This is a genomic window from Microbacterium sp. STF-2 (genome assembly GCF_034650155.1).
Lineage (GTDB): Bacteria > Actinomycetota > Actinomycetes > Actinomycetales > Microbacteriaceae > Microbacterium > Microbacterium maritypicum_A.
Genome location: NZ_JARKMW010000001.1, coordinates 1,955,275 through 1,980,224, shown reverse-complemented (window position 1 = coordinate 1,980,224; position 24,950 = coordinate 1,955,275). Strand labels below are relative to the sequence as shown.

General features: G+C 68.9%; 24 protein-coding genes. 14 read left to right on the top strand and 10 right to left on the bottom strand.

The annotated features are described in order from the left end of the window. The first annotated feature begins 25 nt into the window (after positions 1 to 25). The 3 genes from MicroSTF_RS09545 to MicroSTF_RS09535 are packed head-to-tail and all read left to right on the top strand — an operon-like array spanning position 26 to position 2,761. Positions 26 to 1,321, top strand: coding sequence for an L-fuconate dehydratase (locus MicroSTF_RS09545; protein WP_029258499.1), 1,296 nt, complete (start codon positions 26 to 28; stop codon positions 1,319 to 1,321). Then, positions 1,308 to 2,294, top strand: coding sequence for an aldo/keto reductase (locus tag MicroSTF_RS09540; protein ID WP_029258498.1), 987 nt, complete (start codon positions 1,308 to 1,310; stop codon positions 2,292 to 2,294). The genes MicroSTF_RS09545 and MicroSTF_RS09540 overlap by 14 nt, the downstream gene beginning before the upstream one ends. Before the next feature lie 47 nt (positions 2,295 to 2,341). Next, the gene (locus MicroSTF_RS09535; RefSeq protein WP_021198322.1) at positions 2,342 to 2,761 is read left to right on the top strand and encodes an RbsD/FucU family protein; all 420 of its coding nucleotides are present in this window, start codon (positions 2,342 to 2,344) and stop codon (positions 2,759 to 2,761) included. Between the two features lie 112 nt (positions 2,762 to 2,873). Here the strand turns inward: MicroSTF_RS09535 and MicroSTF_RS09530 are convergent, their stop codons facing one another. Then, complete coding sequence (locus MicroSTF_RS09530) at positions 2,874 to 3,875, bottom strand: LacI family DNA-binding transcriptional regulator (protein WP_322955183.1); 1,002 nt, start codon at positions 3,873 to 3,875, stop codon at positions 2,874 to 2,876. 211 nt (positions 3,876 to 4,086) lie between these two features. Here MicroSTF_RS09530 and MicroSTF_RS09525 point away from each other — a divergent pair, with 211 nt between their 5' ends. The 4 genes from MicroSTF_RS09525 (at position 4,087) to MicroSTF_RS09510 (ending at position 8,839) form a co-directional block, all read left to right on the top strand. After that, positions 4,087 to 4,956 carry a sugar phosphate isomerase/epimerase family protein gene (locus MicroSTF_RS09525; RefSeq protein WP_322955181.1) on the top strand — a complete coding sequence of 290 codons (870 nt, stop codon included), beginning with the start codon at positions 4,087 to 4,089 and terminating at the stop codon, positions 4,954 to 4,956. A gap of 189 nt (positions 4,957 to 5,145) precedes the next feature. Then, a complete protein-coding gene (locus MicroSTF_RS09520; RefSeq protein ID WP_322955179.1) occupies positions 5,146 to 6,648 on the top strand; it encodes a sugar ABC transporter ATP-binding protein in 1,503 nt (500 codons plus the stop codon). After that, on the top strand, positions 6,648 to 7,682 hold the full coding sequence (locus MicroSTF_RS09515) for an ABC transporter permease (protein WP_029258495.1): 1,035 nt from the start codon (positions 6,648 to 6,650) through the stop codon (positions 7,680 to 7,682). The genes MicroSTF_RS09520 and MicroSTF_RS09515 overlap by 1 nt, the downstream gene beginning before the upstream one ends. Before the next feature lie 155 nt (positions 7,683 to 7,837). Next, the gene (locus tag MicroSTF_RS09510) at positions 7,838 to 8,839 is read left to right on the top strand and encodes an ABC transporter substrate-binding protein (RefSeq protein ID WP_021198327.1); all 1,002 of its coding nucleotides are present in this window, start codon (positions 7,838 to 7,840) and stop codon (positions 8,837 to 8,839) included. 316 nt (positions 8,840 to 9,155) lie between these two features. Here the strand turns inward: MicroSTF_RS09510 and MicroSTF_RS09505 are convergent, their stop codons facing one another. The 7 genes from MicroSTF_RS09505 to MicroSTF_RS09475 all read right to left on the bottom strand — a co-directional run bounded on the left by MicroSTF_RS09505 (position 9,156) and on the right by MicroSTF_RS09475 (position 15,430). Beyond that, positions 9,156 to 9,452: a putative quinol monooxygenase gene (locus tag MicroSTF_RS09505; protein WP_029267779.1), complete on the bottom strand. Its 297-nt coding sequence runs from the start codon at positions 9,450 to 9,452 to the stop codon at positions 9,156 to 9,158. An 82-nt stretch (positions 9,453 to 9,534) separates the two neighbouring features. After that, positions 9,535 to 10,506 (bottom strand): aryldialkylphosphatase, encoded by a 972-nt coding sequence (locus MicroSTF_RS09500; protein ID WP_322955175.1) that lies wholly within the window; start codon positions 10,504 to 10,506, stop codon positions 9,535 to 9,537. Continuing rightward, entirely contained in the window at positions 10,506 to 11,465 is a 960-nt protein-coding gene (locus tag MicroSTF_RS09495) for a shikimate dehydrogenase (RefSeq protein WP_297555470.1), read from the bottom strand. The genes MicroSTF_RS09500 and MicroSTF_RS09495 overlap by 1 nt, the downstream gene beginning before the upstream one ends. Next, complete coding sequence (locus MicroSTF_RS09490; protein ID WP_322955172.1) at positions 11,462 to 12,469, bottom strand: phosphoglycerate dehydrogenase; 1,008 nt, start codon at positions 12,467 to 12,469, stop codon at positions 11,462 to 11,464. Before MicroSTF_RS09490 ends, MicroSTF_RS09495 begins: the two co-directional genes overlap by 4 nt. Further along, a complete protein-coding gene (gene xylB, locus MicroSTF_RS09485; protein ID WP_322955170.1) occupies positions 12,445 to 13,935 on the bottom strand; it encodes a xylulokinase in 1,491 nt (496 codons plus the stop codon). The genes MicroSTF_RS09490 and xylB overlap by 25 nt, the downstream gene beginning before the upstream one ends. Before the next feature lie 9 nt (positions 13,936 to 13,944). Next, positions 13,945 to 14,520: a glucose-6-phosphate isomerase family protein gene (locus MicroSTF_RS09480; protein ID WP_021200322.1), complete on the bottom strand. Its 576-nt coding sequence runs from the start codon at positions 14,518 to 14,520 to the stop codon at positions 13,945 to 13,947. Positions 14,521 to 14,893: 373 nt separating this feature from the next. Further along, positions 14,894 to 15,430, bottom strand: coding sequence for a CGNR zinc finger domain-containing protein (locus MicroSTF_RS09475; protein WP_021200323.1), 537 nt, complete (start codon positions 15,428 to 15,430; stop codon positions 14,894 to 14,896). 39 nt (positions 15,431 to 15,469) lie between these two features. Here MicroSTF_RS09475 and MicroSTF_RS09470 point away from each other — a divergent pair, with 39 nt between their 5' ends. The 6 genes from MicroSTF_RS09470 (at position 15,470) to MicroSTF_RS09445 (ending at position 22,469) form a co-directional block, all read left to right on the top strand. Then, a complete protein-coding gene (locus tag MicroSTF_RS09470; protein WP_322955166.1) occupies positions 15,470 to 16,507 on the top strand; it encodes an EamA family transporter in 1,038 nt (345 codons plus the stop codon). Positions 16,508 to 16,541: 34 nt separating this feature from the next. After that, the gene (locus MicroSTF_RS09465) at positions 16,542 to 17,249 is read left to right on the top strand and encodes a GntR family transcriptional regulator (RefSeq protein WP_240750476.1); all 708 of its coding nucleotides are present in this window, start codon (positions 16,542 to 16,544) and stop codon (positions 17,247 to 17,249) included. After that, complete coding sequence (locus tag MicroSTF_RS09460; protein ID WP_322955162.1) at positions 17,246 to 18,772, top strand: MmgE/PrpD family protein; 1,527 nt, start codon at positions 17,246 to 17,248, stop codon at positions 18,770 to 18,772. The genes MicroSTF_RS09465 and MicroSTF_RS09460 overlap by 4 nt, the downstream gene beginning before the upstream one ends. Further along, the gene (gene prpB / locus MicroSTF_RS09455) at positions 18,772 to 19,674 is read left to right on the top strand and encodes a methylisocitrate lyase (RefSeq protein WP_029267764.1); all 903 of its coding nucleotides are present in this window, start codon (positions 18,772 to 18,774) and stop codon (positions 19,672 to 19,674) included. The genes MicroSTF_RS09460 and prpB overlap by 1 nt, the downstream gene beginning before the upstream one ends. 2 nt (positions 19,675 to 19,676) lie before the next feature. Then, on the top strand, positions 19,677 to 20,810 hold the full coding sequence (locus MicroSTF_RS09450) for a bifunctional 2-methylcitrate synthase/citrate synthase (RefSeq protein WP_029267762.1): 1,134 nt from the start codon (positions 19,677 to 19,679) through the stop codon (positions 20,808 to 20,810). A gap of 171 nt (positions 20,811 to 20,981) precedes the next feature. After that, positions 20,982 to 22,469 carry an MFS transporter gene (locus tag MicroSTF_RS09445; protein WP_036271644.1) on the top strand — a complete coding sequence of 496 codons (1,488 nt, stop codon included), beginning with the start codon at positions 20,982 to 20,984 and terminating at the stop codon, positions 22,467 to 22,469. Positions 22,470 to 22,509: 40 nt separating this feature from the next. Here the strand turns inward: MicroSTF_RS09445 and MicroSTF_RS09440 are convergent, their stop codons facing one another. After that, a complete protein-coding gene (locus tag MicroSTF_RS09440) occupies positions 22,510 to 23,175 on the bottom strand; it encodes a type 1 glutamine amidotransferase domain-containing protein (RefSeq protein WP_021200330.1) in 666 nt (221 codons plus the stop codon). Positions 23,176 to 23,270: 95 nt separating this feature from the next. Here MicroSTF_RS09440 and MicroSTF_RS09435 point away from each other — a divergent pair, with 95 nt between their 5' ends. Continuing rightward, on the top strand, positions 23,271 to 24,164 hold the full coding sequence (locus MicroSTF_RS09435; RefSeq protein ID WP_029259508.1) for a LysR family transcriptional regulator: 894 nt from the start codon (positions 23,271 to 23,273) through the stop codon (positions 24,162 to 24,164). A 24-nt stretch (positions 24,165 to 24,188) separates the two neighbouring features. Here MicroSTF_RS09435 and MicroSTF_RS09430 read toward each other — a convergent pair whose 3' ends face one another. Then, positions 24,189 to 24,773: an antibiotic biosynthesis monooxygenase gene (locus MicroSTF_RS09430; protein WP_031207567.1), complete on the bottom strand. Its 585-nt coding sequence runs from the start codon at positions 24,771 to 24,773 to the stop codon at positions 24,189 to 24,191. Positions 24,774 to 24,950: the final 177 nt, after the last annotated feature.

The window sequence follows — 24,950 nt, the reverse complement described above, 5'->3', positions numbered from 1 at the left end:
TCAGCCGCGCATCGAGAGGAATCCCGTGAGCCGTATCGTCGCCCTCGACACCACCGACATCCGCTTCCCCACGTCCCTGAGCCTGGACGGGTCGGACGCGATGAACCCCGACCCCGACTACTCGGCCGCGTACGTCATCGTGCGCACCGACGCCGACGACGACATCGAGGGCCACGCGTTCGTCTTCACGATCGGCCGCGGCAACGACGTGCAGGTCGCGGCCATCGACGCGCTGGCAGGTCACCTGGTGGGTCGCGAGATCGAGCCCCTCCTCGACGACATGGGCGGCACGTTCCGCGACATCATCGGCGATTCGCAACTGCGCTGGCTCGGGCCGGAGAAGGGCGTCATGCACATGGCCATCGGCGCGGTCATCAACGCGCTGTGGGACATCAAGGCCAAGCGCGCCGGCCTTCCGCTCTGGCAGCTGCTCGCCCGTATGACGCCGGAGGAACTCGTCGACCTCGTCGACTTCCGGTACCTCACCAACGCCCTCACCCGCGACGACGCCCTCGAGATCCTGCGTGCCGCCGAGCCCGGTCGGGCCGAGAGGGAACAGCAACTGCTCGCCTCCGGATATCCCGGCTACACCACGAGCCCCGGATGGCTCGGCTACTCCGACGAGAAGCTCGAGCGCCTCGCCCGCGAAGCGATGGCCGACGGCTTCACCCAGATCAAGCTCAAGGTCGGCGCCGACCTCGACGACGACATCCGCCGCTTCCGCAAGGCGCGTGAGGTGTGCGGGCCCGACTTCCCGATCGCGATCGACGCGAACCAGCGCTGGGAGGTGTCGGAAGCGATCGAGTGGGTCAACGCGCTCGCCGAGTTCCACCCCGCCTGGATCGAGGAGCCCACCAGCCCCGACGACGTGCTCGGCCACGCCGAGATCGCCCGCGGCGTCGCACCGATCCGCGTCGCCACCGGTGAGCACGCCCAGAACCGCGTCATCTTCAAGCAGCTGCTGCAGGCCGAGGCGATCTCCGTCATGCAGATCGACGCCGTGCGCGTCGCCGGCGTGAACGAGAACATCGCCAACCTGCTGCTCGCCGCGAAGTTCGACGTGCCGGTCTGCCCGCACGCCGGCGGTGTGGGCCTGTGCGAGGCTGTGCAGCACCTGTCCATGTTCGACTTCGTCGCCGTCACCGGCACGCGCGAGGGCCGCATGATCGAGTTCGTCGACCACCTGCACGAGCACTTCGTCGTGCCCACCGACATCCAGGGCGGTTCGTACATGGCACCCACCGCGCCGGGAACGGGCATGGAGATGAAGGCCGACAGCATCGCGACCTACACCTGGAAGGGTGCACATGTCGGTGCCTGATCGCGCGGGAGTGCCTGACCGCCTGACCGTCCCGACGCTCGGCTACGGTGCCGCGAACGTGGGCAACCTGTTTCGGCCGCTGACCGATGACGAGGCCTGGGCCGTGCTGGATGCCGCGTGGGAGAGCGGCATCCGCTTCTACGACACGGCGCCGCATTACGGGCTCGGACTCTCCGAGCGTCGGCTCGGGGCCTTCCTGCAGACCAAGCCGCGTGACGAGTACGTGCTCTCGACCAAGGCCGGGCGCCTGCTGCGGCCGAACCCCGACCACGTCGGCGGCGGTCTCGACACCGCGAACGACTTCCACGTTCCCGATGACCTGCAGCGCGTGTGGGATTTCTCGGAAGCGGGTATCCGCACGAGCGTCGACGAGTCGCGCGAGCGCCTCGGCATCGAGCGCATCGACCTTCTCTACCTGCATGACCCTGAGCGGCACGACCTCGACCTCGCGCTCGCCGAGGCTCTCCCCGCGATGGAGGGGTTGCGCGCCGATGGCGAGGTGACCGCGATCGGCATCGGCTCGATGGTGTCGGATGCGCTCGCGGCGGCCGTGCGCTCGGCCGACCTCGACCTCGTCATGGTGGCCGGTCGCTACACGCTCCTCGAACAGCCGGCTGCGGTCGATGTGCTGCCCGCATGCCGCGAGACCGGGACCGGGATCGTGGCGGCATCCGTCTTCAACTCGGGTCTGCTCGCGTCGAGCGAGCCGCGTCGCGACGGACGCTACGAGTACGGGCAGCTGCCGGACGAGCTGTGGGACCGGCTCGTGCGCATCGCCGCCGTGTGCGCCGACCACGACGTGCCGCTGCCCGCGGCGGCGATCCAGTTCCCGCTGCAGTCCGACGTCGTGCGATCGGTCGTGGTGGGCGGCAGCCGCCCGGCGCAGCTGCGGCAGAATGCGGAGTACGCAGCGATTGAGATCCCGACGGCCCTGTGGGAGAACCTGGCGGCGGAAGGGCTCATCCCCGCCTGATCGACCTGTCCCCGGAATCACCCGACGTCTCACCGAGAGGAGCACTCGTGCTCGAAGGAATCCATCCCCTGCTCACCGGAGAGCTGCTGCTGCACCTCGATCGCATGGGACACTCCGATGCCGTGGTCGTCGCCGACGCGCATTTCCCGGCATGGGGTCTGGGCGCACGGGTGATCGACCTCCCCGGCACGACGACGCCCGAGGTCGTGGCGGCCATCCGCACGGTGCTCCCTCTGGATGATGCGCCCGGGATCGACCTGATGACCTCGGCTGACGGCGAGGTGCTCGACGTGCAGAACGAGCTGATGGCCGCGGCGGGGACGGCCGTGGATACGACGGCTTTCGTCGAGCGGTTCGCCTACTACGAGGTCGCGAAGGCCGCGTACCTGCTCGTGCGCACGGGCGAGACCCGCAAGTACGGCAACGCGCTGCTGCGCAAGGGTGTCGTCGGGCACGCGTCGGCGTGACGCCGTTCACAACCCGGGAACGGCGTCGGCGGAGGCGGCCGGATCGGCCGTTTCGACTCTGAGCTGCTCTCTTCTCCTGAGTTGTGAACACCGGGAGTTGTGAACGCCGAGTTCAGCGACCGACGGTCGATTCCCGCACGATGAGCTCGGCAGGGAACGGCGTCGTCGCAGGCGGCGGAGCCGAGGGATCGGCGAGCTGCTGCAGCAGGGCGGCCCCGGCGGCGCGGCCGATCTCGTAGCCGGGTTGCCGCACGCTCGTGAGCGGTACGACGCCCTGGTGGGCCTGCGCCACGTCGTCGAAGCCGACCAGCGCGATCTCCTCGGGCACGCGGATTCCGTGGCGCAGCAGCGTGGTGAGCACGCCGAGCGCCACCATGTCGTTCGCCGCGAACACGGCGTCGGGTCGTTCGGAGGCGGGCATCGCGATGATCTGCGCGCCGGCCTGCAGGCCGTCCTCTGTCGCCAGGTGCGGTACCTCGATCGTGGATACCGTCACGTCGGTGCCGGCCACCGCTTCGCGCAGCCCGGCCAGGCGGTCGTTCGACTGACTCACGGCCGGATTGCCGAGGAACAGGATGTGCTCTCGCCCGAGTCCGACGAGATGCTCGCCGGCGAGCCGCCCCCCGGCGCGGTCGTCGAACAGCACGGAGGCGACCTTCGACGAGTCGGGGATCGGGCCCACGACGACCGAACGGATGCCGCGATCGGCGAGCCCCTCCAGGCGCGGCACCACGTCGCCGAGCGGATAGATGACGATGCCCTGCACCCGGTGCGCCTCGAACATGTCGACGTTGCGCCGCTCCTGCGCGTCGTCGCGATTGCTGTTGCTGAAGAACAGCGACCAGCCGCCCTCTCGCGCCACGTCTTCGACCCCACGCGAGAGGTCGTGGAAGTAGGGCAGCCAGGCGTCGAGCAGGATGAGGGCCAGAGCCTTGCTCGACCCCGCGCGGAGTTGCCGAGCGGATTCGTTCGGCACGAAGCCGAGTTGTTCCACCGCCGCGCGCACCCGCTCCCGCGTCGCAGCTCCGAGCACGTGCGGATGGTTGAGGTAGTTGGAGACGGTGGAGGAGGAGACTCCGGCGAGGGCGGCGACGTCCTTGACGCTCGCGGGCATGGGGCTCCTTCGTCATCTTTGTCTTCATCGTCGCTGCGTCGGTCGGGGCTCCTGACCACGTCGGCGGCCTCAGGATATCGGAGGAGTTGCAACGTGCCAAGAAAGTTCTTGACAGGGCTCGTCCGCCCGACGTAGCGTGACTCGCACACCGGGGTTGGCACGTGCCAACCGCGGACGGCGACGGTGCCGCACACCCGCTGGGAGAGGTCTCATGAACATCGGCTGCCACGGGCTCGTCTGGACGGGGAACTTCGATGCCGAGGGCATCCGTCTGGCGGTGCGCAAGACCAAGGAGGCGGGTTTCGACCTCATCGAGTTCCCGCTGATGGACCCGTTCTCGTTCGACGTCTCCGTCGCGAAGGACGCGTTGGAGGAGTACGACCTCGCCGTCAGCGCCTCGCTCGGACTCTCCGAGGCGACCGACGTCACCAACTCCGACCCCGCGATCGTCGCGGCCGGCGAAGCCCTGCTCCTGAAAGCCGTCGACGTGCTCGCGGATCTGGGGGGTCAGCACTTCTGCGGGGTGATCTACAGCGCCATGAAGAAGTACATGGAGCCGGTGACGGCCGGAGGGCTCGCGAGCAGCAAGGCCGCGATCGCGCGGGTCGCCGACCATGCCGCCGAACGGGGGGTCTCCGTCGCGCTCGAGGTCGTGAACCGCTACGAGACCAACGTGCTGAACACGGCGAGGCAGGCTCTGGAGTACGTCGCCGAGGTCGATCGGCCGAACCTCGGGATCCACATCGACACGTACCACATGAACATCGAGGAGTCGGATATGTTCGCGCCGGTCCTCGATGCCGCCCCTGCCCTGCGCTACGTGCACATCGGTGAGAGCCACCGTGGCTATCTCGGGACCGGGACGGTCGACTTCGACACGTTCTTCAAGGCGCTCGGCCGCATCGGCTACGACGGTCCGATCGTCTTCGAGTCGTTCTCGTCGGCGGTCGTCGCCCCCGACCTCAGCCGCATGCTCGGCATCTGGCGCAACCTCTGGAACGACAACGTCGAACTCGGCGCCCACGCGAACGCGTACATCCGCGACAAGCTCGTGGCGGTCGAGTCGATCCGCCTCCACTGAGTGGGAATCCGGCCGGAGGAGCATCGGAAGATCAAGATGTCATTACAGGTCTTCCCCATCCGGCCGTCATTAGATACATTTAGATACAACTTGCGCTGCCCGTAGCGTAGGACGCAGAATTGATCCGATGTTTGCGACGGAATGATCCGTCGACGTCGAAGCAGAACCTTCAAGGAAGCAGGTGAGCGCATGAGTGGACCCATCCTCCGGGTCGAGGGGATCAGCAAAGGATTCCCCGGCGTGCAGGCGCTGAAAGACGTGCACCTCGAGGTGCACGCCGGCGAGGTGCTCGTGCTCGTGGGCGAGAACGGCGCGGGAAAGTCGACCCTGATGAAGATCCTCTCCGGGATCTACACCAAGGACGAGGGCACGATCACGTTCGAGGGTCAGGAGGTCGAGCTCACGAGCCCCCTCCAGGCGCAGGAGCTCGGCATCACGATCATCCATCAGGAGCTCAATCTGATGCCCGATCTGACCGTGGCGCAGAACATCTACGTGGGGCGAGAGCCCACCACGGGGCCGTTCCTGTCGGAGCGCAAGCTGAACGCGCAGACCGCCGACCTGCTGCAGCGCCTCGACATCCACCTGAACCCCCGTCAGCTCGTCGGCGAGCTCACGGTGGCCGAGCAGCAGATGGTCGAGATCGCCAAGGCGCTGTCCTTCAACGCCAAGGTCCTCATCATGGACGAGCCCACCTCGGCCCTCACCGACACCGAGGTCGAGACGCTCTTCGTGCTGATCGAGCAGCTCAAGGCGCACGGCACCGGGATCGTCTACATCTCGCACCGCATGGACGAGCTGCGCCGTCTGGCCGACCGAGTGACCGTCCTGCGTGACGGCACATACATCGGATCACTCGACAAGTCCGAGATCACCATCCCGACGATCATCGAGATGATGGTCGGGCGTGTGATCGACGAGGGGACCCGCCCCCAGGCCCGCGAGCACGCGAACGACCCCGTGGTCCTCGAAGTGCAGGGTCTGTCGACCAAGAGCCTCTTGAAAGACGTCTCGTTCCAGTTGCACAAGGGCGAGATCCTCGGCTTCGCCGGGCTCATGGGCGCCGGTCGCACCGAGACCGCCCGTGCGGTCATCGGTGCCGACCACCGCGACAGCGGCACGATCGCCATCGACGGTCGCGCGGTGCGCATCGCCCAGCCGGCGGATGCCGTGCACCACGGTGTCGGATACCTCTCGGAGGACCGCAAGCTCCTCGGACTCATGCTCGAGCAGGACGTGACGTTCAACACCGTGCTCGCCTCGCTCGGCTCCTACGCCAATGCGATCGGCTGGATGGGCGACAGCAAGGCGAAGAACCGTACCAAGGAGTACGTGCAGCAGCTGCGCGTGAAGACGCCATCGGTCAACCAGGTCGTCAAGCTCCTCTCCGGAGGGAACCAGCAGAAGGTCGTCATCGCCCGGTGGCTGATGCGCGACTGCGACATCCTCATCTTCGACGAGCCGACCAGAGGGATCGACGTCGGCGCGAAGGAGGAGATCTACCGCCTCATGCAGCAGCTCGCTGACGCAGGCAAATCCATCATCGTCATCTCATCCGAGCTCCCGGAGATCCTCCGTGTGGCGAACCGCATCGCGGTCTTCGCCAACGGTCGCATCACCGGGACGCTCCGCAACGAGGAAGCAAGCCAGGAGAAGATCATGCAACTCGCAGCCCACGGGGAGGAAGACTGATGAGCGCTCCGCAGCAGCCCGGATCGTCGACGACGACGATCATCCAGACCGCCGTGAACGAGAACACGGACAAGAGGGACGTCGGGGCGTTCCTGAAGCGTCAGTTCCAGCAGTCGCTGGCGTTCGGCACGCTCATCGTGCTGATCATCTTCTTCTCGATCGCCAGCCCCAACTTCTTCACCTTCAGCAACATCGCCACCGTGCTGCTGTCGACCGCCGTCATCGGCATCCTCGCCCTCGGCACCACCTTCGTCATCATCACCGGCGGCATCGACCTGTCGATCGGCACCGGGATGGCGCTCTGCGCCGTGATGACAGGTGTGTTCGTGACGAACATGGGGCTCCCGGTATGGGTCGGCGTCATCGGCGGCATCCTGACCGGCGTGCTGATGGGACTCGTCAACGGCGTGAACATCACGTTCCTCCGGCTTCCTCCGTTCATCGCCACCCTCGCGATGATGATGATCGCCGGCGGCCTCGCCCTCGTGATCTCGGGGGTCGCACCGATCTACTTCTCCACCTCGGCCCCCGACTTCAAGAAGATCGCCCTCGGCGTGATCATCCCCGGCATCCCGAACGCCGTGCTCGTCACCGCCGTGCTCGCGATCATCGCCTACCTGGTGCTGTCGAAGACGCTGCTCGGCCGCTACACGTTCGCGATCGGATCGAACGAAGAGGCCACGCGCCTCTCGGGTGTCAACACGCGTCGCTGGACGATCCTGATCTACATGTTCGCCGGGGCGTTCACCGGCGTCGCGGGCATCGTCATCGCCTCCCGCCTCGACTCGGCCCAGCCGCAGATCGGCACCGGATACGAACTGCAGGCGATCGCCGCAGTCATCATCGGCGGCACCTCGCTGCTGGGCGGACGCGGATCGATCCTCGGCACCGTGATCGGCGCGCTCATCATGAGCGTGCTCGTGAACGGCCTGCGCATCATGTCGATCCAGCCCGAGTGGCAGAACATCGTCGTCGGCGTGGTCGTGCTGCTCGCGGTGTTCCTCGACTCGCTCCGCAACCGACAGCGCACCTGAGACCTGGACGGCGGCGAAACCCGTGCCCGTCGTCGTCCTCCGGCTCCGGCCGGCTCCGCGGAGACATCCGCACAGGCACCTGGAATGTCCACAGCGCCGGCCCGTCCGGCATCCACACAGAACAAACCGAGCCGTACCCAAACAATGGAGTTTTCATGAAATTCGGGAAGAAGACCGCACTCGTGGCCCTCGTGGCCGCATCCGCACTGGTGTTCGCCGGCTGTGCCGGCGGTGGCGGCGACGTGATCGAGGAAGGCTCGAGCAGCGGCGGCAGCAACGACGGCGAGATGTACATCGCCATGGTCTCGAAGGGCTTCCAGCACCAGTTCTGGCAGGCCGTGAAGAAGGGTGCAGAGGACAAGGCGAAGGAGCTCGGCGTGAAGATCACGTTCGAGGGCCCCGCAGCCGAGACCGAGATCGCCGGCCAGCTCGAGATGCTGACCGCTGCGATCGACAAGAACCCGGACGCCATCGCCTACGCCGCCCTCGACCCCGAGGCGTGCGTCGCTCCGCTCGAGCAGGCCAAGGCGAAGGACATCCCCGTCGTCTACTTCGACGCCCCCTGCAACGGTGACGTCGGGCTCAGCCTGTCGGCCACCGACAGCAAGGTCGCCGGTGCGCTCGCTGCCGAGCACATGGCCGACCTGATCGGCGGCGAAGGACAGGTCGCGATCGTCGGCCACTCGCAGATCAACTCGACCGGTGTCGAGCGTCGCGACGGCTTCGTCGACAAGATCAAGGCGGACTACCCCGACATCGAGATCGTCGACATCCAGTACGGCGACGGCGACCACCTCAAGTCGGCTGACATCGCCAAGACCCTGATCGCGGCACACCCCGACCTCAAGGGCATCTACGGCACCAACGAGGGCTCGGCCATCGGCGTCGTGAACGCCGTGAACGAGCTGGGCCTCGAGAAGGGCAAGATCACGATCGTCGGCTTCGACTCCGGTGCCGCACAGATCAACGCCATCAAGGACGGCACCATGGCCGGTGCCATCACGCAGGACCCGATCGGCATCGGTGCCCAGGTCGTGCAGGCCGCGTACGACGCCGCCAACGGCAAGGACGTCGAGAAGTTCTACGACACCGGTTCGTACTGGTACGACAAGAGCAACATCGACGACCCGAAGATCGCGGCTGTGCTCTACGAGTGACACCGCGCTGACGCGAAGAAGCCCCTCGCCTTCGGGTGGGGGGCTTCTTCGTGTTCGGGGTGGGCGCGTGTGCTGTGTGCGTGTGCTGTGTGCGTGTGCTGTGTGCTGTGTGCGTGTGCCGGATGTCGGAAGGTCTCCCGGATGCAGGGGCGGACGCCGGCGATTCCTCCGACATGCGTGCATTCTTCCGACAGGTGAACAGGGCGGAGAGGCCGGGAGCGCGCGGGGCGGTCCCACCCACACGGAGGTCTCACCCCGCATGGTCACGGACGGCGTGCCACGGCGACACGGCGCCGCGTGAACGGCGTCGGGGCCGTCAGAGGCGGCGGAGGAAGGTGAGCTGCGACGTCGGTTCGACGATAAGCTCCTGCAACGCCACGTTGAAGGGGACTCCGGCGGGGGCGGCGATGTGCGCCTGGAAGGCCGCCTCGTCGCGGTAGACCTCGTAGACGAAGAAGCGGTCGGGGTCGTCGACGAGCCGGGTCGCATCGAAGACGACGTTGCCCTCCTCGGCGCGCACGACCTCGGCGAAGTCACGCACCAGGGCGGCCACGCGATCGCCGGCTCCCGGCTGGGCGGTGAACGTGGCGTGCAGGATGGTCGGCTCGGACACGGTGTCTCCTCGGGGGTGTCGGGGGTGGAAGCGGATGCTCATGGCCATGCTCGTGCTCAGGGCGCGGATCAGGGCGGCAGGGTCAGGGCGAGAGGGTCAGCAACCGCGCCGGGGTGGACACGAGCATTCGATGCACGGCCTCGTCTCCTACGGCCGCGCGGAGGCGCGGGAGGTAGCGGTCGCCGAGGTAGGCGAGTCCGGGCATGCCGCCGTACGCGATGTACCTCGTGCGCCGGGCGACGTCGCCGCCGAGCACGATCCGGTCGCCGGCACCACGCTCGACCACCGCGACGGTCAGGGCGAGCAGTTCGGCGTCGGAGCGGGTGCGCGGACGCGCGAAGCCGTCGTACTCGAGGTGGGCACCGCGTTCGGCGAGCGACGCGTGCAGCCCGGGGTCGGGGTCGCGGTCGGCGTGCGCCAGCACGACACGGTCGGCGGACACACCCTCGGCCCCGAGCAGGTCGAGCACCTCGTGGGCTGCCGTGCCGAACTCCAGATGCACCATGACCGGGGCGCCCGTCGCGCGGTGCGCCTCGGCCACGGCGATCAGGGTGGTGCGCTCGAACGGGCTGATGCGCCAGTAGTCGGCGCCGCCCTTGAGGAGGCCCGCACGCACGGGGCTGCCATCGGGTGCCGCGGCGAGCGGCACGTCGGGCGTCTCGAAGATCTCCCCGTCGTCGGCGGGCATGCCGCGCGTGATGTCGGCGATGAACAGGGCGGCCAGACGGTCGGCGGTCCACACCTGCATCGGATGGTCCGCGCCGTAGTGGGCCTCCCGGTGTCGTCCGGTCGTCGCGACGATGTGCAGCCCGGTCGAGGCGCTGATCCGGGCGAGGGCTGCGGGGTCGCGCGCGAGACCGAACGGCGTGGCATCCACCATCGTCTCGAACCCGCTCGCCTGCAGCAGGGCGGCTTCTTCGCCCGAGGCCTTCTCGTCGTCGAGTTCGTCGCCCGGCAGCAGCGGAGTCACCTGGAACAGGTGCTCGTGATAGTCCACCCGCCCGAGGAGCGCAGGGGCGATGTCGCCGAGCACGGTCCGGACGACGGCGGGCATCAGCGCACCGACTCCGCGGCCTCGGCGAGCCGTTCGACGACGTCGGGCGTGAGGTCGAGCTCGAACACGTCGGCCACCACCTGCGACCAGCCATGGATGAAGTAGCGCCACCCGTCGACCACGTGCAGCCCGCGGGCGGATGCCTGAGCCTCGGCCTGGTGCAGGAACTCGAGCGAGCCGCGGTAGTTGAACTCCCATGCGTACGCCCCCTCGGGGAACACCACGGCGTCGGTCAGGGGCGATCCGGGGCGGTCCTTGCCGAGTCCGGTCGCGTTCGCGATGACCGATCCTGCGGGGGCCGCAGCCACAAGGGCATCGGCGTCTGCGGGGGTCGCCGTCACGACGTAGTCGATCAGGCCCTCGCGGGTGCCGTGCTGACGGTGCACCTCGCGCAGGTGGTCGAGCTTGTCCTGTGTGCGGGCGGTCACCGTGATCTTCGACGGGGCGTCGTCGCGTTCGGCCAGCGCCCAGCTCAGCGCGGTGCCCGATCCACCGGCTCCGAGGATCACGACCGCACCCCCCGTGCGCGCGAAGTGGTCGGCGGGAAGGAAGTCGTTCAGCGCCAGGTCGACCGTGATCGGATCCTTCGCCCGCCCCGACAGGACAGTGCCGCGCTTCGAGATGCTGGAGATCTCGGAGCACGACACCGCGAACGGGTCGAGCTCGTCGAACAGGTCGGATGCCGCGGCGTACACGTTCATCTTGTGCGTGGTGACGAGCGCGCCGCGGTGATGGGGGTCGTCGCGGATCTGCTCGACCATGGCGCGGTACTGCGCGGGCTCGGCATCCATCGGCAGGTCGTGGCCGACCAGGGTGCGCGTCGGCAGCTCCAGGATGTCGGCCCACAGGGGGAAGACCTTCATGATCGACGACGACGCGGTGGTCACCCCGACGAAGCCCATGTAGTCGGCGGATGCCGGAGCGTGTGCGGTGGCGACGACGTCGGCGGTGGTGGTCATCGGGTCTCCTCGGGGACGGCGACGGGGACGGGGCTGGGGACGGGGTGGGCGGGCTCGGCGCCGGAGAGGACCGCGATCACGTCAGCGAGCGACAGGGACCCCATGTTGTCGACAGCCTGCGTGGTCTGCGCTCCCAGGTGCGGGGTGACGATCACGCGGTCGGCGAGTTCCGGCGCGAGCAGTGGGCTGTCGTGCGCCGCGGTATCGCCGTCGAGGGTGTCGGCCGCGTAGCCGGCGAGGATGCGGTCGTGCAGGGCCTGCGCCACGGCGGCCTCGTCGATCAGGTCGCCGCGGGCGGTGTTGACCAGCACGGTTCCCGGTCGCATGCCGGCGAGGCGCTCGGCGTCGACGAGCCGCTGCCCACCCGGAGCGTGCAGCGTGATCACGTCGGCGGCGCGGAACAACTCGGCGAGCGAGACGGGCTCCGCACCCCGCGCCCGCACGACATCGTCGGGAAGGAACGGATCGGCCGCCAGCACGCGCGGTTCGAAGCCGCTCAGCCGTGCGGCGACGCCCTGGCCGATGCGCCCGAAGCCGACGATGCCGACCGTGGCGGCGCCGAGCTCGCGACCACGCCGCACACCCCAGTCGCCCGCGCGCACGCGGCGGTCGCCGTCGGGCACGAAGCGGAGGGCCGCGAGCATCAGTCCGACCGCATGGTCGGCGACCGCGTCGGCGTTGGCACCGGGGGTGTTGGTCACCGGGATGCCGCGGTCGCGCGCGGCGTCGAGATCGACGGACTCGGTGCCGACACCATAGCGGGCGACCACCTTGAGCTTCGGGGCTGCCGCGAGATGCGCGTCGGTGACGGACCCGGTGCCCGCGATCCACGCATCGGCACCGTGCAGCAGCGACCGCAGCTCGTCGAGGTCGTGGTGGGCAGGCCCGCGCAGGATGCGGTGACCCGCCTGCGCCGCGCGCTCGACCAGGTCGAGGTCGCCGTCGGAGAACGAGCGGCTGGTGACGAGGATGACGCCCATCAGCGCGGCCGTCCGGCGAACCACGGCGCGAGAGTCGTGTAGGCGTCGGCGAAGCGGGCGTGCCGCTCGGCATAGACGGCGTGACGTGCCGCATCCGGAATGAACTCGGCCGTGACCGCGCTCAGGGCGCGGGCGGCCGAGAAGTCGGTGAGGCCGAGCCCGACCGCGGCGGTCACCGCGGCGCCGAGGCTGTTCGCCTCTTCGACGATCGTCCGGCGGCGCACGGGCACCCCCCACACGTCGGCGAGCACCGAGAGGTATACGTCGCTCTGGGCTCCGCCGCCGACCGCGTCGATGCGGTCGATCACGGCGCCGGCTTCGCGGAACGCCTGGATGCAGCTGAGCAGGTTGAACGCGGTGCCCTCCAGCACGGCCCGCACGAGGTGCGCCCTGGCGTGGTGGCGGGCGAGGCCGACGAATGCGCCCCGCGCCTCCGGATCCCACATCGGAGAGCGCTCGCCGAGCAGATAAGGGAGGAAGTAGAGATCGTCGGTGTCGACGTCGGCGGAGGCCTCGGCCGTCAGTCGTCCGGTCTCGGGGTGCGCAGGATCGGGGGAGAGGGCCTCGGCGATCCACTGCACCGAGGCGCCGCCGGCCTGCATGGTGGCGGTCGGCACGAACGAGCCTGGCACGACGTTGTCGAATGTGAAGGTACGCATCGCAGGGTCGTGCAGCGGGGCGTCGGCCGCGAACGAGATCCACGACGATGTGCCCAGGCAGACGTAGGGGCCGTCCTCCGGCGCGACGACACCCGAGCCGACGGCGGCCATCGGGCCGTCGCCGCCGCCCATCACCACACGCACGCTCGCGGGGAGGCCGAGGGCGTCGGCTGCGGCATCCGTCAACGTGCCGGCGATCTGCGTGGATTCCAGGATCTCGGGGAACAACTCCGGGTCGAGGCGCGCAGCCTGCAGCACCTCGTCCGACCACGTGCCCGCGGCCTGGTCGTAGGCGTTCGTGCCCGACGCGTCGGAGCGATCGGTCGCGAGGCGCCCGGTCAGGCGCAGCACGATGAAGTCCTTCGCGACGCAGACGCGTCGCACGCGCGCCCAGGTGTCGGGCTCGTTGTCGCGCACCCACATGACCTTCTCGACGGAGTAGGTGGGGTTGAGGCGGTGGCCCAGGATGCCGTAGGCGCGTTCGGCGCCGATCGCGGCCTCGAGCTCGCGCTGCTGCGCGCCGGCCCTGGTGTCGGCCCAGATGATCGCCGGGCGTGCGGGCTCACCATGGGCGTCGAGCAGCACGGCACCCATCATCTGGCCGCTCACCACGAGTCCGGCGATGTCGGTCGGGGCCGTGCCGGTGCGGGCGATCAGATCGCGCGTGGCGGCGACGACCGCATCCCACCAGTCGGCGGGATCCTGCTCGGCGACCCCGCCCGCGGCGAAGTGCGCGGGGTAGGGGACGGTGACCGAGGCGACGAGACGGCCGTCATCGTGGTGCAGCGACGCCTTGTTCCCGGTGGTGCCCAGGTCGTGCGCGATGATCATGGCCGGAGCCTATTCCGCGTAGGGACGCAGGTCGACGCCGGAGGCTCCGCGGTAGGCGCGCGAGCCCATGCCGTGCTCCAGCACCCAGCCGTAGTCGTGTCCTGCTCCTCCCGGGTACACCGCGAGGAAGGCGTAGGGCTCGTCGCCGGTGTTGACGGAACGGTGAGCCCAGCCCGGAGGGATGTAGCCGATCGTGCCAGGGAGCATGTCGAGCCACTCGGTGCGCTCGCCGTCGAACATCAGCAGTCCGCCCTGCCCCTTCAACGCCAGGTAGATCTCGCCCTGGTGGTCCGGGTGCTGGTGGCCCTTGGTCATCCAGAGCTCGCCGGAGGTGTCGCCGGGCATGATCGTGGTGATCGACTGCGGCAGCTCGCGGTCGATCTCGGGCACGGGGGAGCTGACGACCGTGTAGACCACGGGGTTCTCGCCGGCCGATGCCGCAGCCCAGGCATCTGCGTCGAGGAAGAGCCCCTCGAGGTCGGACATCCGCCGGGTGAGGGTCGGGCCCTCGGGGGAGAGCGTGAGCTTCTCGGCGTCGAAGGCGATCGCCATCGGAGAGATCGGCGGGGTATGGAACTCGGGCATCGGTGCTCCTCGTAACGGTGCTGCGGCGCTGCGCAACCTGTAATGACAGGTTCACTGTACCTGTTATGACAGGTGGCGTCCAGAGCGGATCGCTCCCGCGCGCGATCCGCGGCGCGCATCTGCGCACGGTGCGGCGGTCGGCGGTGGTCCTCCGGTCGCAGTTGGTGCCGGCTGCTGGTCCTCCGGTCGCGGTTGGTGCTGGTTACTGCTGCTCCGGTCGCAGTTGGTGCCGCCTGATCGGGAAAAACCCGGCAAGAAGTGCGACCGGAACGCGGGGGTCAGCCGGGGCCGGAACGCGGGGCCAGCCGGACCGGAACGTGCAGCCGGGGCCGGAGCGCGCAGCCGGGGGGAAGGCGTCGGAGTCAGTGCCGGGTCACTCGGCCGCGAGCCTCGCTCGGTAGGCGGCGACGGCGTTGCGGTTCGCGCACGTGGTCGAGCAGTACCGCTTCGAGCGGTTGCGCGAGAGGTCGAGGGCGATCGATCGGCAGGTGTCGTCCTCGCACACGGTGAGACGCGACCCCTCGTCGGCGCGGATGACGTCGATCAGGGCCATCGCGGTCTCGATCAGGATGCGCTCGGCGAAGGGCTGCTCGTCGGCGACGGCGTGCAGGTGCCAGTCCACGCCGTCATGCCGGCGCAGAGCCGGGGTGAGGCGTGATTCCGCAAGGGCGTCGTTGACGTGCGCGGCCATCTCGTCGCGCGGTGCCAGCAGCATGGTGCGCAGGCGTGGACGCAGCTCGCGCAGCGACGCCACCTCGAGCTCGTCGCGGTCGAGGCGCCCGGTGTACGGGAACTCGCGGAGGAACGTGTCTTCATCGTCGAGGTCGGTCAGTGTGTCTGGCTGTTCGGCGGAGTTCACCAGCCAGACGGCGGACCGCAGCGCCTCCTCCGTGTCATCGGTGAAGATCATGTTGACATCTTACAGCGCGCGCGAGTAGCGTCATCGATCATGAGCACGGTGAGCAGTGACAGGGCGGTCGCTTCCGCCCGCGGGGTGCGCCTCGGGCTGCCGCTGGCGATCGCCGCGGCTTTCGCCTTCGGAATGTCGGGTGGATGGGCGCGCGGGCTCATCGATGCGGGATGGACGCCCGGTGCCGCGGTCACCGCGCGCATCTGGGTCGCCGCGCTCGTACTGCTGATCCCCGCGATGCTGTCCCTGCGTGGACGGTGGGGGCTGCTGCGGCGCAACGCGGGCATGATCCTCGCCTATGGACTGCTGGCAGTCGCCGCGACCCAGCTCTTCTACTTCCAGGCCGTCGCGGTCATGGATGTCGGACTGGCGCTGCTCATCGAGTACACCGCTCCGATCGCGGTGCTGCTGTGGCTCTGGTTGCGGCGGGGGGAGCGTCCGACACGACGGAGCATCATCGGTGCGGCCATCGCCTTCGTCGGACTGGTGCTCATGCTCGACATCCTCACCGGCGCCGACGTCAACGTGGCCGGCATCCTGTGGGCGCTCGGGGCCATGGTGGGGGCGGCGACGTACTTCGTGCTCTCGGCCAAAGCCGACACGGGGCTGCCGCCGATCGCTCTCGCCGGCAGCGGTCTGCTGCTCGGCGCGCTCGGGCTCACCGTGGCCGGCGCGATCGGTGTGCTGCCGATCCGGTGGACGACCGACGACATCGCCTACCGGTTCGGCAGTGTGCCCTGGTTCGTGCCGGTGCTGGCGATGGGCGTCGTCGCGACCGCGCTCGCGTACCTGCTCGGCATCGCCTCGACGCGGATGCTGGGGTCGCGACTCGCCTCGTTCGTGGCGCTCGCCGAGGTGGTCGCCGCGCTCCTGTTCGGCTGGCTGCTGCTCGGACAGCTCCCCGACCTGCTGCAGGCTCTCGGTGGCGTGCTGGTGCTCGTGGGTGTGGTGGTCGTCAAGCTGGGCGAACCCGCGGCGCCGGAGTTCGTGGAGCCGGTGCCTGTGGGGCCGGTGCCTGTGGAGCCGATGTCCGCGGCCGATAATGTATACGGGAAGCGGGCTGAGGAAGAGTTCTGAGCCCGCAGCCTGGCTTTATGTATACACTGAGGGCATGACCATCGCCGTCGAACGCACCTCCGCGAGTGATCGTGCGTACGCGGCCCTGCTCGACGACATCCAGTCCGGCACGCTGGCAGCCGGCGTCGTGCTCGGCGAGGTCGAGCAGGCCGAGCGGCTGGGCGTCAGCCGCACGCCGATGCGCGAAGCGCTCCGGCGCCTCATCGCCGACGGGCTCGTCGTGCAGCAGTCGCCGCGGGTCACTGTGGTGGCGGGTCTCGATGCCGACGACATTCGTTCCCTCTTCGAGATCCGCCGCGCCCTCGAGGAGAGCTCCGCCCGTCTCGCCGCCGCCAGAGGAGACGCGCAGCTCTTCGCGGCACTCGCGGACGAGTTCGCACACGTCGATCTCGACGCCGTCGAGGGACGCGACGCGTACTACGCCCTGATCGCCCGCTTCGATGCCGCGCTCGATGCGGCCGTCGCCAACGACTACATCGCCTCGGCGCTGCGCACCGTGCGCACGCACCTCGTGCGCGTGCGTCGGATGGCCCGCGACAAGCCCGCCCGCCTCGCCGCCTCCGCCGCAGAGCACCGCACCATCGCTGAGGCGCTCGCCGCGCGCGACGGCGACCTCGCCGCCCACGCCACGCACGTGCACCTGCACAACGCGCTCGCCGGCATCCTCGATTCGCTCGACCCCCGCACCACCGTCGACCCCCGCACCACCGTCGACCCCGCACCAGTGAAGGATAAGAAATGACTGTCACCCACCACGTCCGCGTGCACCGCAGCGACGAGAACCTCGCCAGGGAAGACCAGCTCGCCTGGAAGATCGCCCAGGTCGCCGCCGATCAGGTCGAGGTCGAGCAGGACGTCGTCGACATGATCATCAACCGCATCATCGACAACGCCTCGGTGGCGGCGGCCTCCCTCACCCGCGGCCCGATCAACGCGGCCCGCGCGCAGGCGTTCAGCCATCCTGTCTCCACCGGCGGCGTCGGAGCGAACCTCTTCGGTGCCGCCCTCGACCACCGCACCAGCCCCGAGTGGGCGGCCTGGGCCAACGGTGTGGCCGTGCGCGAGCTCGACTATCACGACACCTTCCTCGCGGCGGAGTACTCGCACCCCGGCGACAACATTCCGCCGATCCTCGCCGTCGCACAGCACACCGGCAAGGACGGCCGGGCGCTCGTGCGCGGCATCGCCACCGGCTACGAGATCCAGATGGACCTGGTGCGCGCGATCTGCCTGCACAAGCACAAGATCGATCACGTCGCCCACCTCGGCCCGTCTGCCGCGGCCGGCATCGGCACCCTCCTCGGGCTCGACGTCGAGACCATCTACCAGGCCGTCGGCCAGGCGCTGCACACCACGACCGCGACGCGTCAGAGCCGCAAGGGCGAGATCTCGACCTGGAAGGCGCACGCTCCGGCCTTCGCCGGCAAGATGGCCGTCGAAGCCGTCGACCGGGCGATGCGCGGACAGACCAGTCCCGCCCCGATCTATGAGGGCGAAGACGGTGTGATCGCCTGGATGCTCGACGGCAAGGACGCGGCGTACGACGTGCCGTTGCCCGCCGCCGGCGAGCCCAAGCGCGCGATCCTCGACTCGTACACGAAGGAGCACTCGGCCGAGTACCAGGCGCAGGCGCTCATCGACCTCGCCCGCAAGCTCGGCATCGAGAACCCGGCGCTGCGCGACCCCGCGAACATCGATCAGATCGTGATCCACACCAGCCACCACACCCACAACGTGATCGGCTCCGGCGCGAACGACCCGCAGAAGTACGACCCGACCGCTTCGCGCGAGACACTCGACCACTCGGTGCCGTACATCTTCGCGGTGGCGCTGCAGGATGGCGGGTGGCACCACGTCGACTCCTACGCCCCCGAGCGCGCGGGCCGCGCCGACACCGTCGCGCTGTGGCACAAGATCACCACCGCCGAAGACGCCGAGTGGACCCGCCGCTACCACTCGGAGGACCCGGCAGAGAAGGCGTTCGGCGGTCGCGTCGAGATCCGCCTGACCGACGGCTCGACAGTGGTCGACGAGATCGCCGTGGCCGACGCGCACCCGCTGGGAGCACGCCCGTTCGCCCGCGAGAACTACATCGCGAAGTTCCGTCTGCTGGCAGAGCCCGTGCTCGAGCCGGCCGAGATCGAGCGGTTCCTCGCCCTCGTGCAGCGTCTGCCCGAGCTGACGGCTGCCGAGGTCGGTGAGCTGTCGATCGTCGCGAAGCCCGGCCCGCTCGAGGCCGCACCCACGCCGGCAGGACTGTTCTGATGCTGTATTCCACCGTCACCCCCGCCGAGAAGCGGCGGCTGTTCCGTGAGCGGCTCGCGAGCGGTGAACTGCTGCGCTTCCCCGGCGCGTTCAACCCCCTGAGCGCCCGTCTGATCGAGCAGAAGGGCTTCGACGGCGTCTACATCTCCGGCGCCGTGCTCTCCGCCGACCTGGGGCTGCCCGACATCGGCCTGACCACGCTGACCGAGGTCGCCGGACGCGCGAAGCAGATCGCCCGCATGACCGACCTCCCCGCGATCGTCGACGCCGACACCGGCTTCGGCGAGCCGATGAACGTCGCCCGCACGATCCAGGAGCTCGAGGACGCGGGCCTGGCCGGCACGCACATCGAGGACCAGATCAACCCGAAGCGCTGCGGCCACCTCGACGGCAAGGCCGTGGTCGACGAGAACACCGCGATCAAGCGCATCCGTGCCGCCGCCGACGCCCGTCGTGACGAGAACTTCCTCATCATGGCGCGCACCGACATCCGGGCGGTCGAGGGGCTGGACGCGGCGATCGACCGCGCGAAGGCCCTGGTGGATGCCGGTGCCGACGCGGTGTTCCCCGAGGCGATGCGCACGCTCGCCGAGTTCGAGGCCATGGCCGAGGCGCTCGACGTGCCGATCCTGGCGAACATGACCGAGTTCGGCAAGAGCGAGCTCTTCTCGGTCGACCAGCTGCGCGACGCGGGAGTGAACCTGGTCATCTGGCCGGTGTCGCTGCTGCGCATCTCGATGGGGGCTGCGGGCCGCGCACTGGATACTCTGAACGAGGAGGGGCATCTGACCTCGAAGCTCGGCGAGATGCAGCATCGCGCCGATCTCTACGATCTGATCGACTACGAGTCGTACAACCACTTCGACTCCGGCGTCTTCAACTTCACCATCACGAAGGAGTGACCATGACCGAGCCGGACATCAAGAAGGGCCTCGCGGGAGTCGTCGTCGACACGACCGCGATCTCGAAGGTCAACCCCGAGACGAACAGCCTGCTGTACCGCGGCTACCCGGTGCAGGAGCTGGCCGACACGCAGCCGTTCGAAGCCGTCGCGTACCTGTTGTGGAACGGTGAGCTGCCCACGCCCGAGGAGCTCGCGGCGTTCCGGTTGGAGGAGCGGAAGCACCGTGCGCTGGCCGACAACGTCAAGACCGCGATCGATCTGGTGCCGTTGGATGCGCACCCGATGGACGAAGTGCGCACCGCGGTCAGCCTGATCGGTGCCTCCGATCCCGGTGCCGGCGGCTCCGTGCTCGATGCAGGCGGCAGTCCGGAGCAGAACCTCGAGCGGAGCATCCGCCTGTTCGCCGCCCTCCCGGCGATCGTCGCCTACGGTCAGCGTCGCCGTCGTGGACAGGAGATCATCGCGCCGCGCGACGACCTCGACTACTCGGCGAACTTCCTCTGGATGACCTTCGGCGAAGAAGCGGACGACGTGGTGGTCGACGCGTTCAACCGCTCGATGATCCTGTACGCCGAGCACTCCTTCAACGCCTCGACGTTCACCGCGCGCGTGATCACCTCGACCCTGAGCGACATCTACTCGGCGGTGGTCGGTGCGATCGGCGCTCTCAAGGGCCCGCTGCATGGTGGCGCCAACGAAGCCGTGCTGCACATCTTCGATGACATCGGCACAGCCGACAACGTGGTGCCGTGGCTCGACAAGGCGCTCGCCGAAAAGCGCAAGATCATGGGCTTCGGGCACCGCGTCTACAAGAAGGGCGACTCTCGGGTGCCGACCATGAAGGCCGCGCTCGACACCCTCGTGGAGCACTACGACCGCCCCGAGGTCGCCGCTCTCTACGATGCGCTCGAGTCGGAGTTCGTCGCGCGCAAGGGCATCTACCCGAACCTCGACTACCCCTCAGGGCCCGCGTACAACCTGATCGGCTTCGACACCCTGACCTTCACGCCGCTGTTCGTCGCGGCGCGGGTGACGGGGTGGACCGCGCACGTGATCGAGCAGGCCGGGGCGAACGCGTTGATCCGTCCGCTGTCCTTCTACGACGGCCCGGACGAGCGGCACGTCTCCGCCTGAGCTCCGCGTTCCCATCGCCTGAATGGCTCCATCTCCGCCCGGGATGGAGCCATTCGCGCGATTCGGGGCTGTAGCGTGCCGGCAGCCCGGGGTCAAGCGGATGCGCCGGGGAGCGCGACGGGAGTAAGACCGTATCCGGGACGAACGCGCGTCCCGGACGAAGGAGGGTCCATGTCCGCATCCGACACCACCGTCAAGGAGGTCCGCTCGCTCGTTCCCGCACGCATGGACCGGCTGCCCTGGTCTCGATTCCACTGGCTGATCGTCGTGGGACTCGGATTCTCGTGGATCCTCGACGGCCTCGAAGTGCAGATCGTCGCCGCCAACGGCTACGCCGCCACCCTCGGGATGGGACCGGCCGAGGTGGGACTCGCCGGTACGTGCTACCTGCTCGGGCAGGTGTTCGGAGCGCTCTTCTTCGGACGCCTCACCGATCGCCTCGGACGCAAGAAGCTGTTCCTCGTCTCGCTCGCGGTGTACCTCGTCGGATCCGCCGTCGCCGGACTCGCCTTCGCGCCCTGGTTCTTCTACATCTGGCGGTTCGTCGCGGGTGCCGGCATCGGCGGCGAGTACGCGGCGATCAACTCGGCGATCGACGAGATCATCCCGGCGAAGTACCGGGGCCGCGTCGACATCGCGATCAACGGCACCTACTGGGGCGGCGCGGCGCTCGGTGCCGTGGCGAACGTGTTCTTCCTGAACACCGACATCCTCCCTGAGGACATCGGCTGGCGACTCAGCTTCTTCCTCGGTCCGGTTCTCGGGATTCTGCTCATCTGGATGCGCCGACACATCCCGGAGAGCCCGAGATGGCAGATGACCCACGGGCGCGAAGAAGCGGCGGAGCGCAACGTCGACGAGATCGAGGAGCGCATCCGCAAGGAGGGCAAGACGATCCCTCCGGTCGACGAGAGCAAGGCGATCACGGTCAAGGAGTACGGCCGTGTGCCGTTCCTCGTCATCGCGAAGGTGCTCTTCCGCAAGTATCCCCGGCGCACGCTGGTGGGCATCACGATGATGGTGACGCAGTCGTTCCTGTACAACGCGATCTTCTTCACGTATGCGCTGGTGCTCGAGAACTTCTACGACACCCCGCCGGCGTCGGCATCGCAGTACTTCATCGTGTTCGCGGTCGGAAACCTCGCCGGCGCGCTCATCCTCGGGCACTTCTTCGACACCTGGGGTCGGCGGCGGATGCTGTTCGGCACGTACATGCTCGCCGGCCTCATCCTTCTCGTGAGCGCCTTCCTGTTCAACGCCGGAGTGCTCAACGCCGCGACGCACACGGCGTTCTGGTGCGCCTCGTTCTTCTTCGCCTCCGCCGGCGCCTCCGCGGCGTACCTGACGGTCAGCGAGATCTTCCCGCTGGAGCTCCGGAGCCAGGTCATCTCGTACATCTTCTCGATCGGGCAGCTGGTCGGAGCGATCGCGCCGGTGCTCTACGGCGCCCTGATCGGTCAGAGCGCCGAGAGCGGGGACCGGGGCCCGCTGTTCTGGGGCTACGTGCTCGGCGCGGCGATCATGATGTTCGGAGGTATCGTCTGCGGGGTCTTCGGGGTCAGCGCCGCGGGGAAGTCGCTGGAAGACATCGCGGATCCGCTCTCGCTGGTGGAGTCCGGAGGGAAGGCGAAGGCGAGCGGCAGGGAATCGGGGGCCTGAGCAGAACCGGCGCCGCGATGATCGCGGCGCCGGCGACGGCTCAGGAGAGCGCCGCGATGAGCGCGCGGGCGGCGGATGCCGATGACTGCGGGTTCTGACCGGTGATGAGCAGGCCGTCGATCACGGTGTTGTCGCTCCACGGGGCGGCGATGTCGAGCTCGGCGCCCCGGGCCCGCAGTTCGCTCTCGAGCAGGAAGGGTGCGCGGTCGGCGAGGCCGCCGATGCGCTCCTCCTCATCGGTGAACCCGGTGATGCGGCGTCCGGCCACGACCGATTCTCCGGCTGCGGTGCGGGCAGGAAGCAGGGCGGCCAGTCCGTGGCAGACGGCCGCGAGCGGGCGACCGGCGGCGAGCGTCGCCGTGATCAGCGCGGCCGAGTCCTCGTCGACCGCGAGGTCCTGCATCGGACCGTGCCCGCCGGGGTAGTAGACGGCGTCGTAGTCCGCGGGGTCGACGTCGGCCAGGATCAGCGGGGCGGCGAGCTGATGGATCGCGGCGATCGCTTCGGCGTCGCCCTCGGAGAGGCTGGACGCATCGGCGACGGGGGCGACGCCGCCCGGGGTCGCGAACGACACCGAGTGACCCGCGTCGCGCAGCGCGCGATAGGGAGTGAGCAGCTCCTCGGCCCAGTAACCGGTCGGGTGCGCGGTGCCGTCGGTGAGGGTCCAGGTGCGGGCGGCGGTGACGACGAAGAGAACAGAGGACATGCGTGCTCCAGAGGGGTCGGACGGCAGACGCCGTGCAGGATGCGATATCGAGGACAACGGACAGCTCTCGCATCCGATTCCGATAGATTTCCGATATGAGTGATCGGAATGGCGATGGGTTGCGTGACCTCGCACTGTGGCGCACCTTCCTCGCCGCGCACCGCTCCGGGTCCGTGTCGGCGGCGGCGCGCACGCTGGGAGTCGCCCAGTCCTCGGTGACGACGCAGCTGCAGGCTCTGGAGCGGAGCATCGGGGAGCCTCTCTTCGTCCGTCACGCGCGGGGGATCCTCCCGACCCCTCGCGCCGATGACCTGGCTGCGCGCCTGTCCGGTCCGCTCGACGCGCTCGCCCTCGCCCTCGGAAGCCCGTCGCCGACCGAGGCGCCCCCGATGCGAATCGGCGGCGCAGCGGAGTTCGTCGAGCGGGTGCTGATGCCCGCGCTGGCGTCGATGATCGCGGAGGGGCAACGGATCACGGTCGCCGCGGGGCTCGCGGAAGACCTGCTCGATCAGCTCCGTGCCGGAAGCCTCGACCTCGTGATCTCCGCCGTCCGACCGAAGGGCCGCGCCCTTCCTTCTGCGGCCCTCGTCGATGAGGACTTCGTGCTCGTCGCGGCCCCTTCCCTCGGTCTCGCTCCTTCGTCCGCGCTCGCACCGGGCGACCTCGACACCGTCCCCCTTCTCGCCTACGCCCACGACGTACCGATCCTGCGGCGGTACTGGCGGCATGCGTTCGGCATTCGACTCGAGCGCGAGCCCGCGCTGATCGTGTCCGACCTCCGGGCGCTCGCCGCCGCAGCCGTCGCCGGAGCGGGAATCACGGTGCTGCCGACCTATCTGATCGCCGAGGAGCTCGCCGACGGTCGGCTGGTCGTGCTGCGCGAGACCGACGATCCGCCGATCAACACCCTCTACCTGGTGCGCCGGCCAGGTCCGCTCACGGCTGCGGTGGCCGAGATCGATCGGGCGCTGCGGGCAGCCGTCGCGTGACGGATGCGGAAGAGGTGCGGCGCCTCAGCGGGTGAGCCAGCTCCGCAGCGAACGGGTCACGAACGGCAGCACCCAGTAGGCCATGATCGGCGTGAGCACGAGAGTGGTGACGAGCACGCGCAGCCAGATCGGCAGCTCGTTCCAGCCCGGCACAGGGCTCATCGCGTAGGTGAAGGCCAGGTTCACGGGGAAGAAACCGAGCCAGATCGAGGTGGCCTGCTTCCAGCGCGGCGGAGCGGGCGCGACCGTGACGGTCTCGGTGCTGCCGTCGGACGCGGGGAGCGTGATCGTCCCGGTCGTCGGCTCGTCGAACCACCCCTCGATTCCGGTGCGACGCTTGGAGCGCTCGCTGCGCACGAAGCCCTCGCCCATCGACAACCACCATGCCCGCTCGGCCGACTGCTCCCAGGCGGTGAGCGAATCCTCGCTCGCGAAGCGGTAGAGCATGTGCCAGACCTGCGAGTCCTCGCCGGCGCGCACCCAGCCCGAGCCGAGGAAGCCCGGATACTTCGTCGCGAGGTTCACCCCCGTCTGCACCCAGGCGGTCGCCTCGACGATGCGCTCGGGGTCGACTTCGCGGCGGATGGACACGGTGAGGGGTTCGGACATGGTGCGGTCCTCGGGGGAACGGGCGTCCGGGGTGAGAACGCCGAAGCGGATGCGCCAGGGGTGGCAGCGCACCGTCGATTCTAATTCGGATGCGGCGTGGCCCAGGCCGTCGCCGCCTGAACGAGGAGGACCCCCGCCGACCCGATTCGGCGGGGGTCTCGCGGCGTGGGAGCCGCG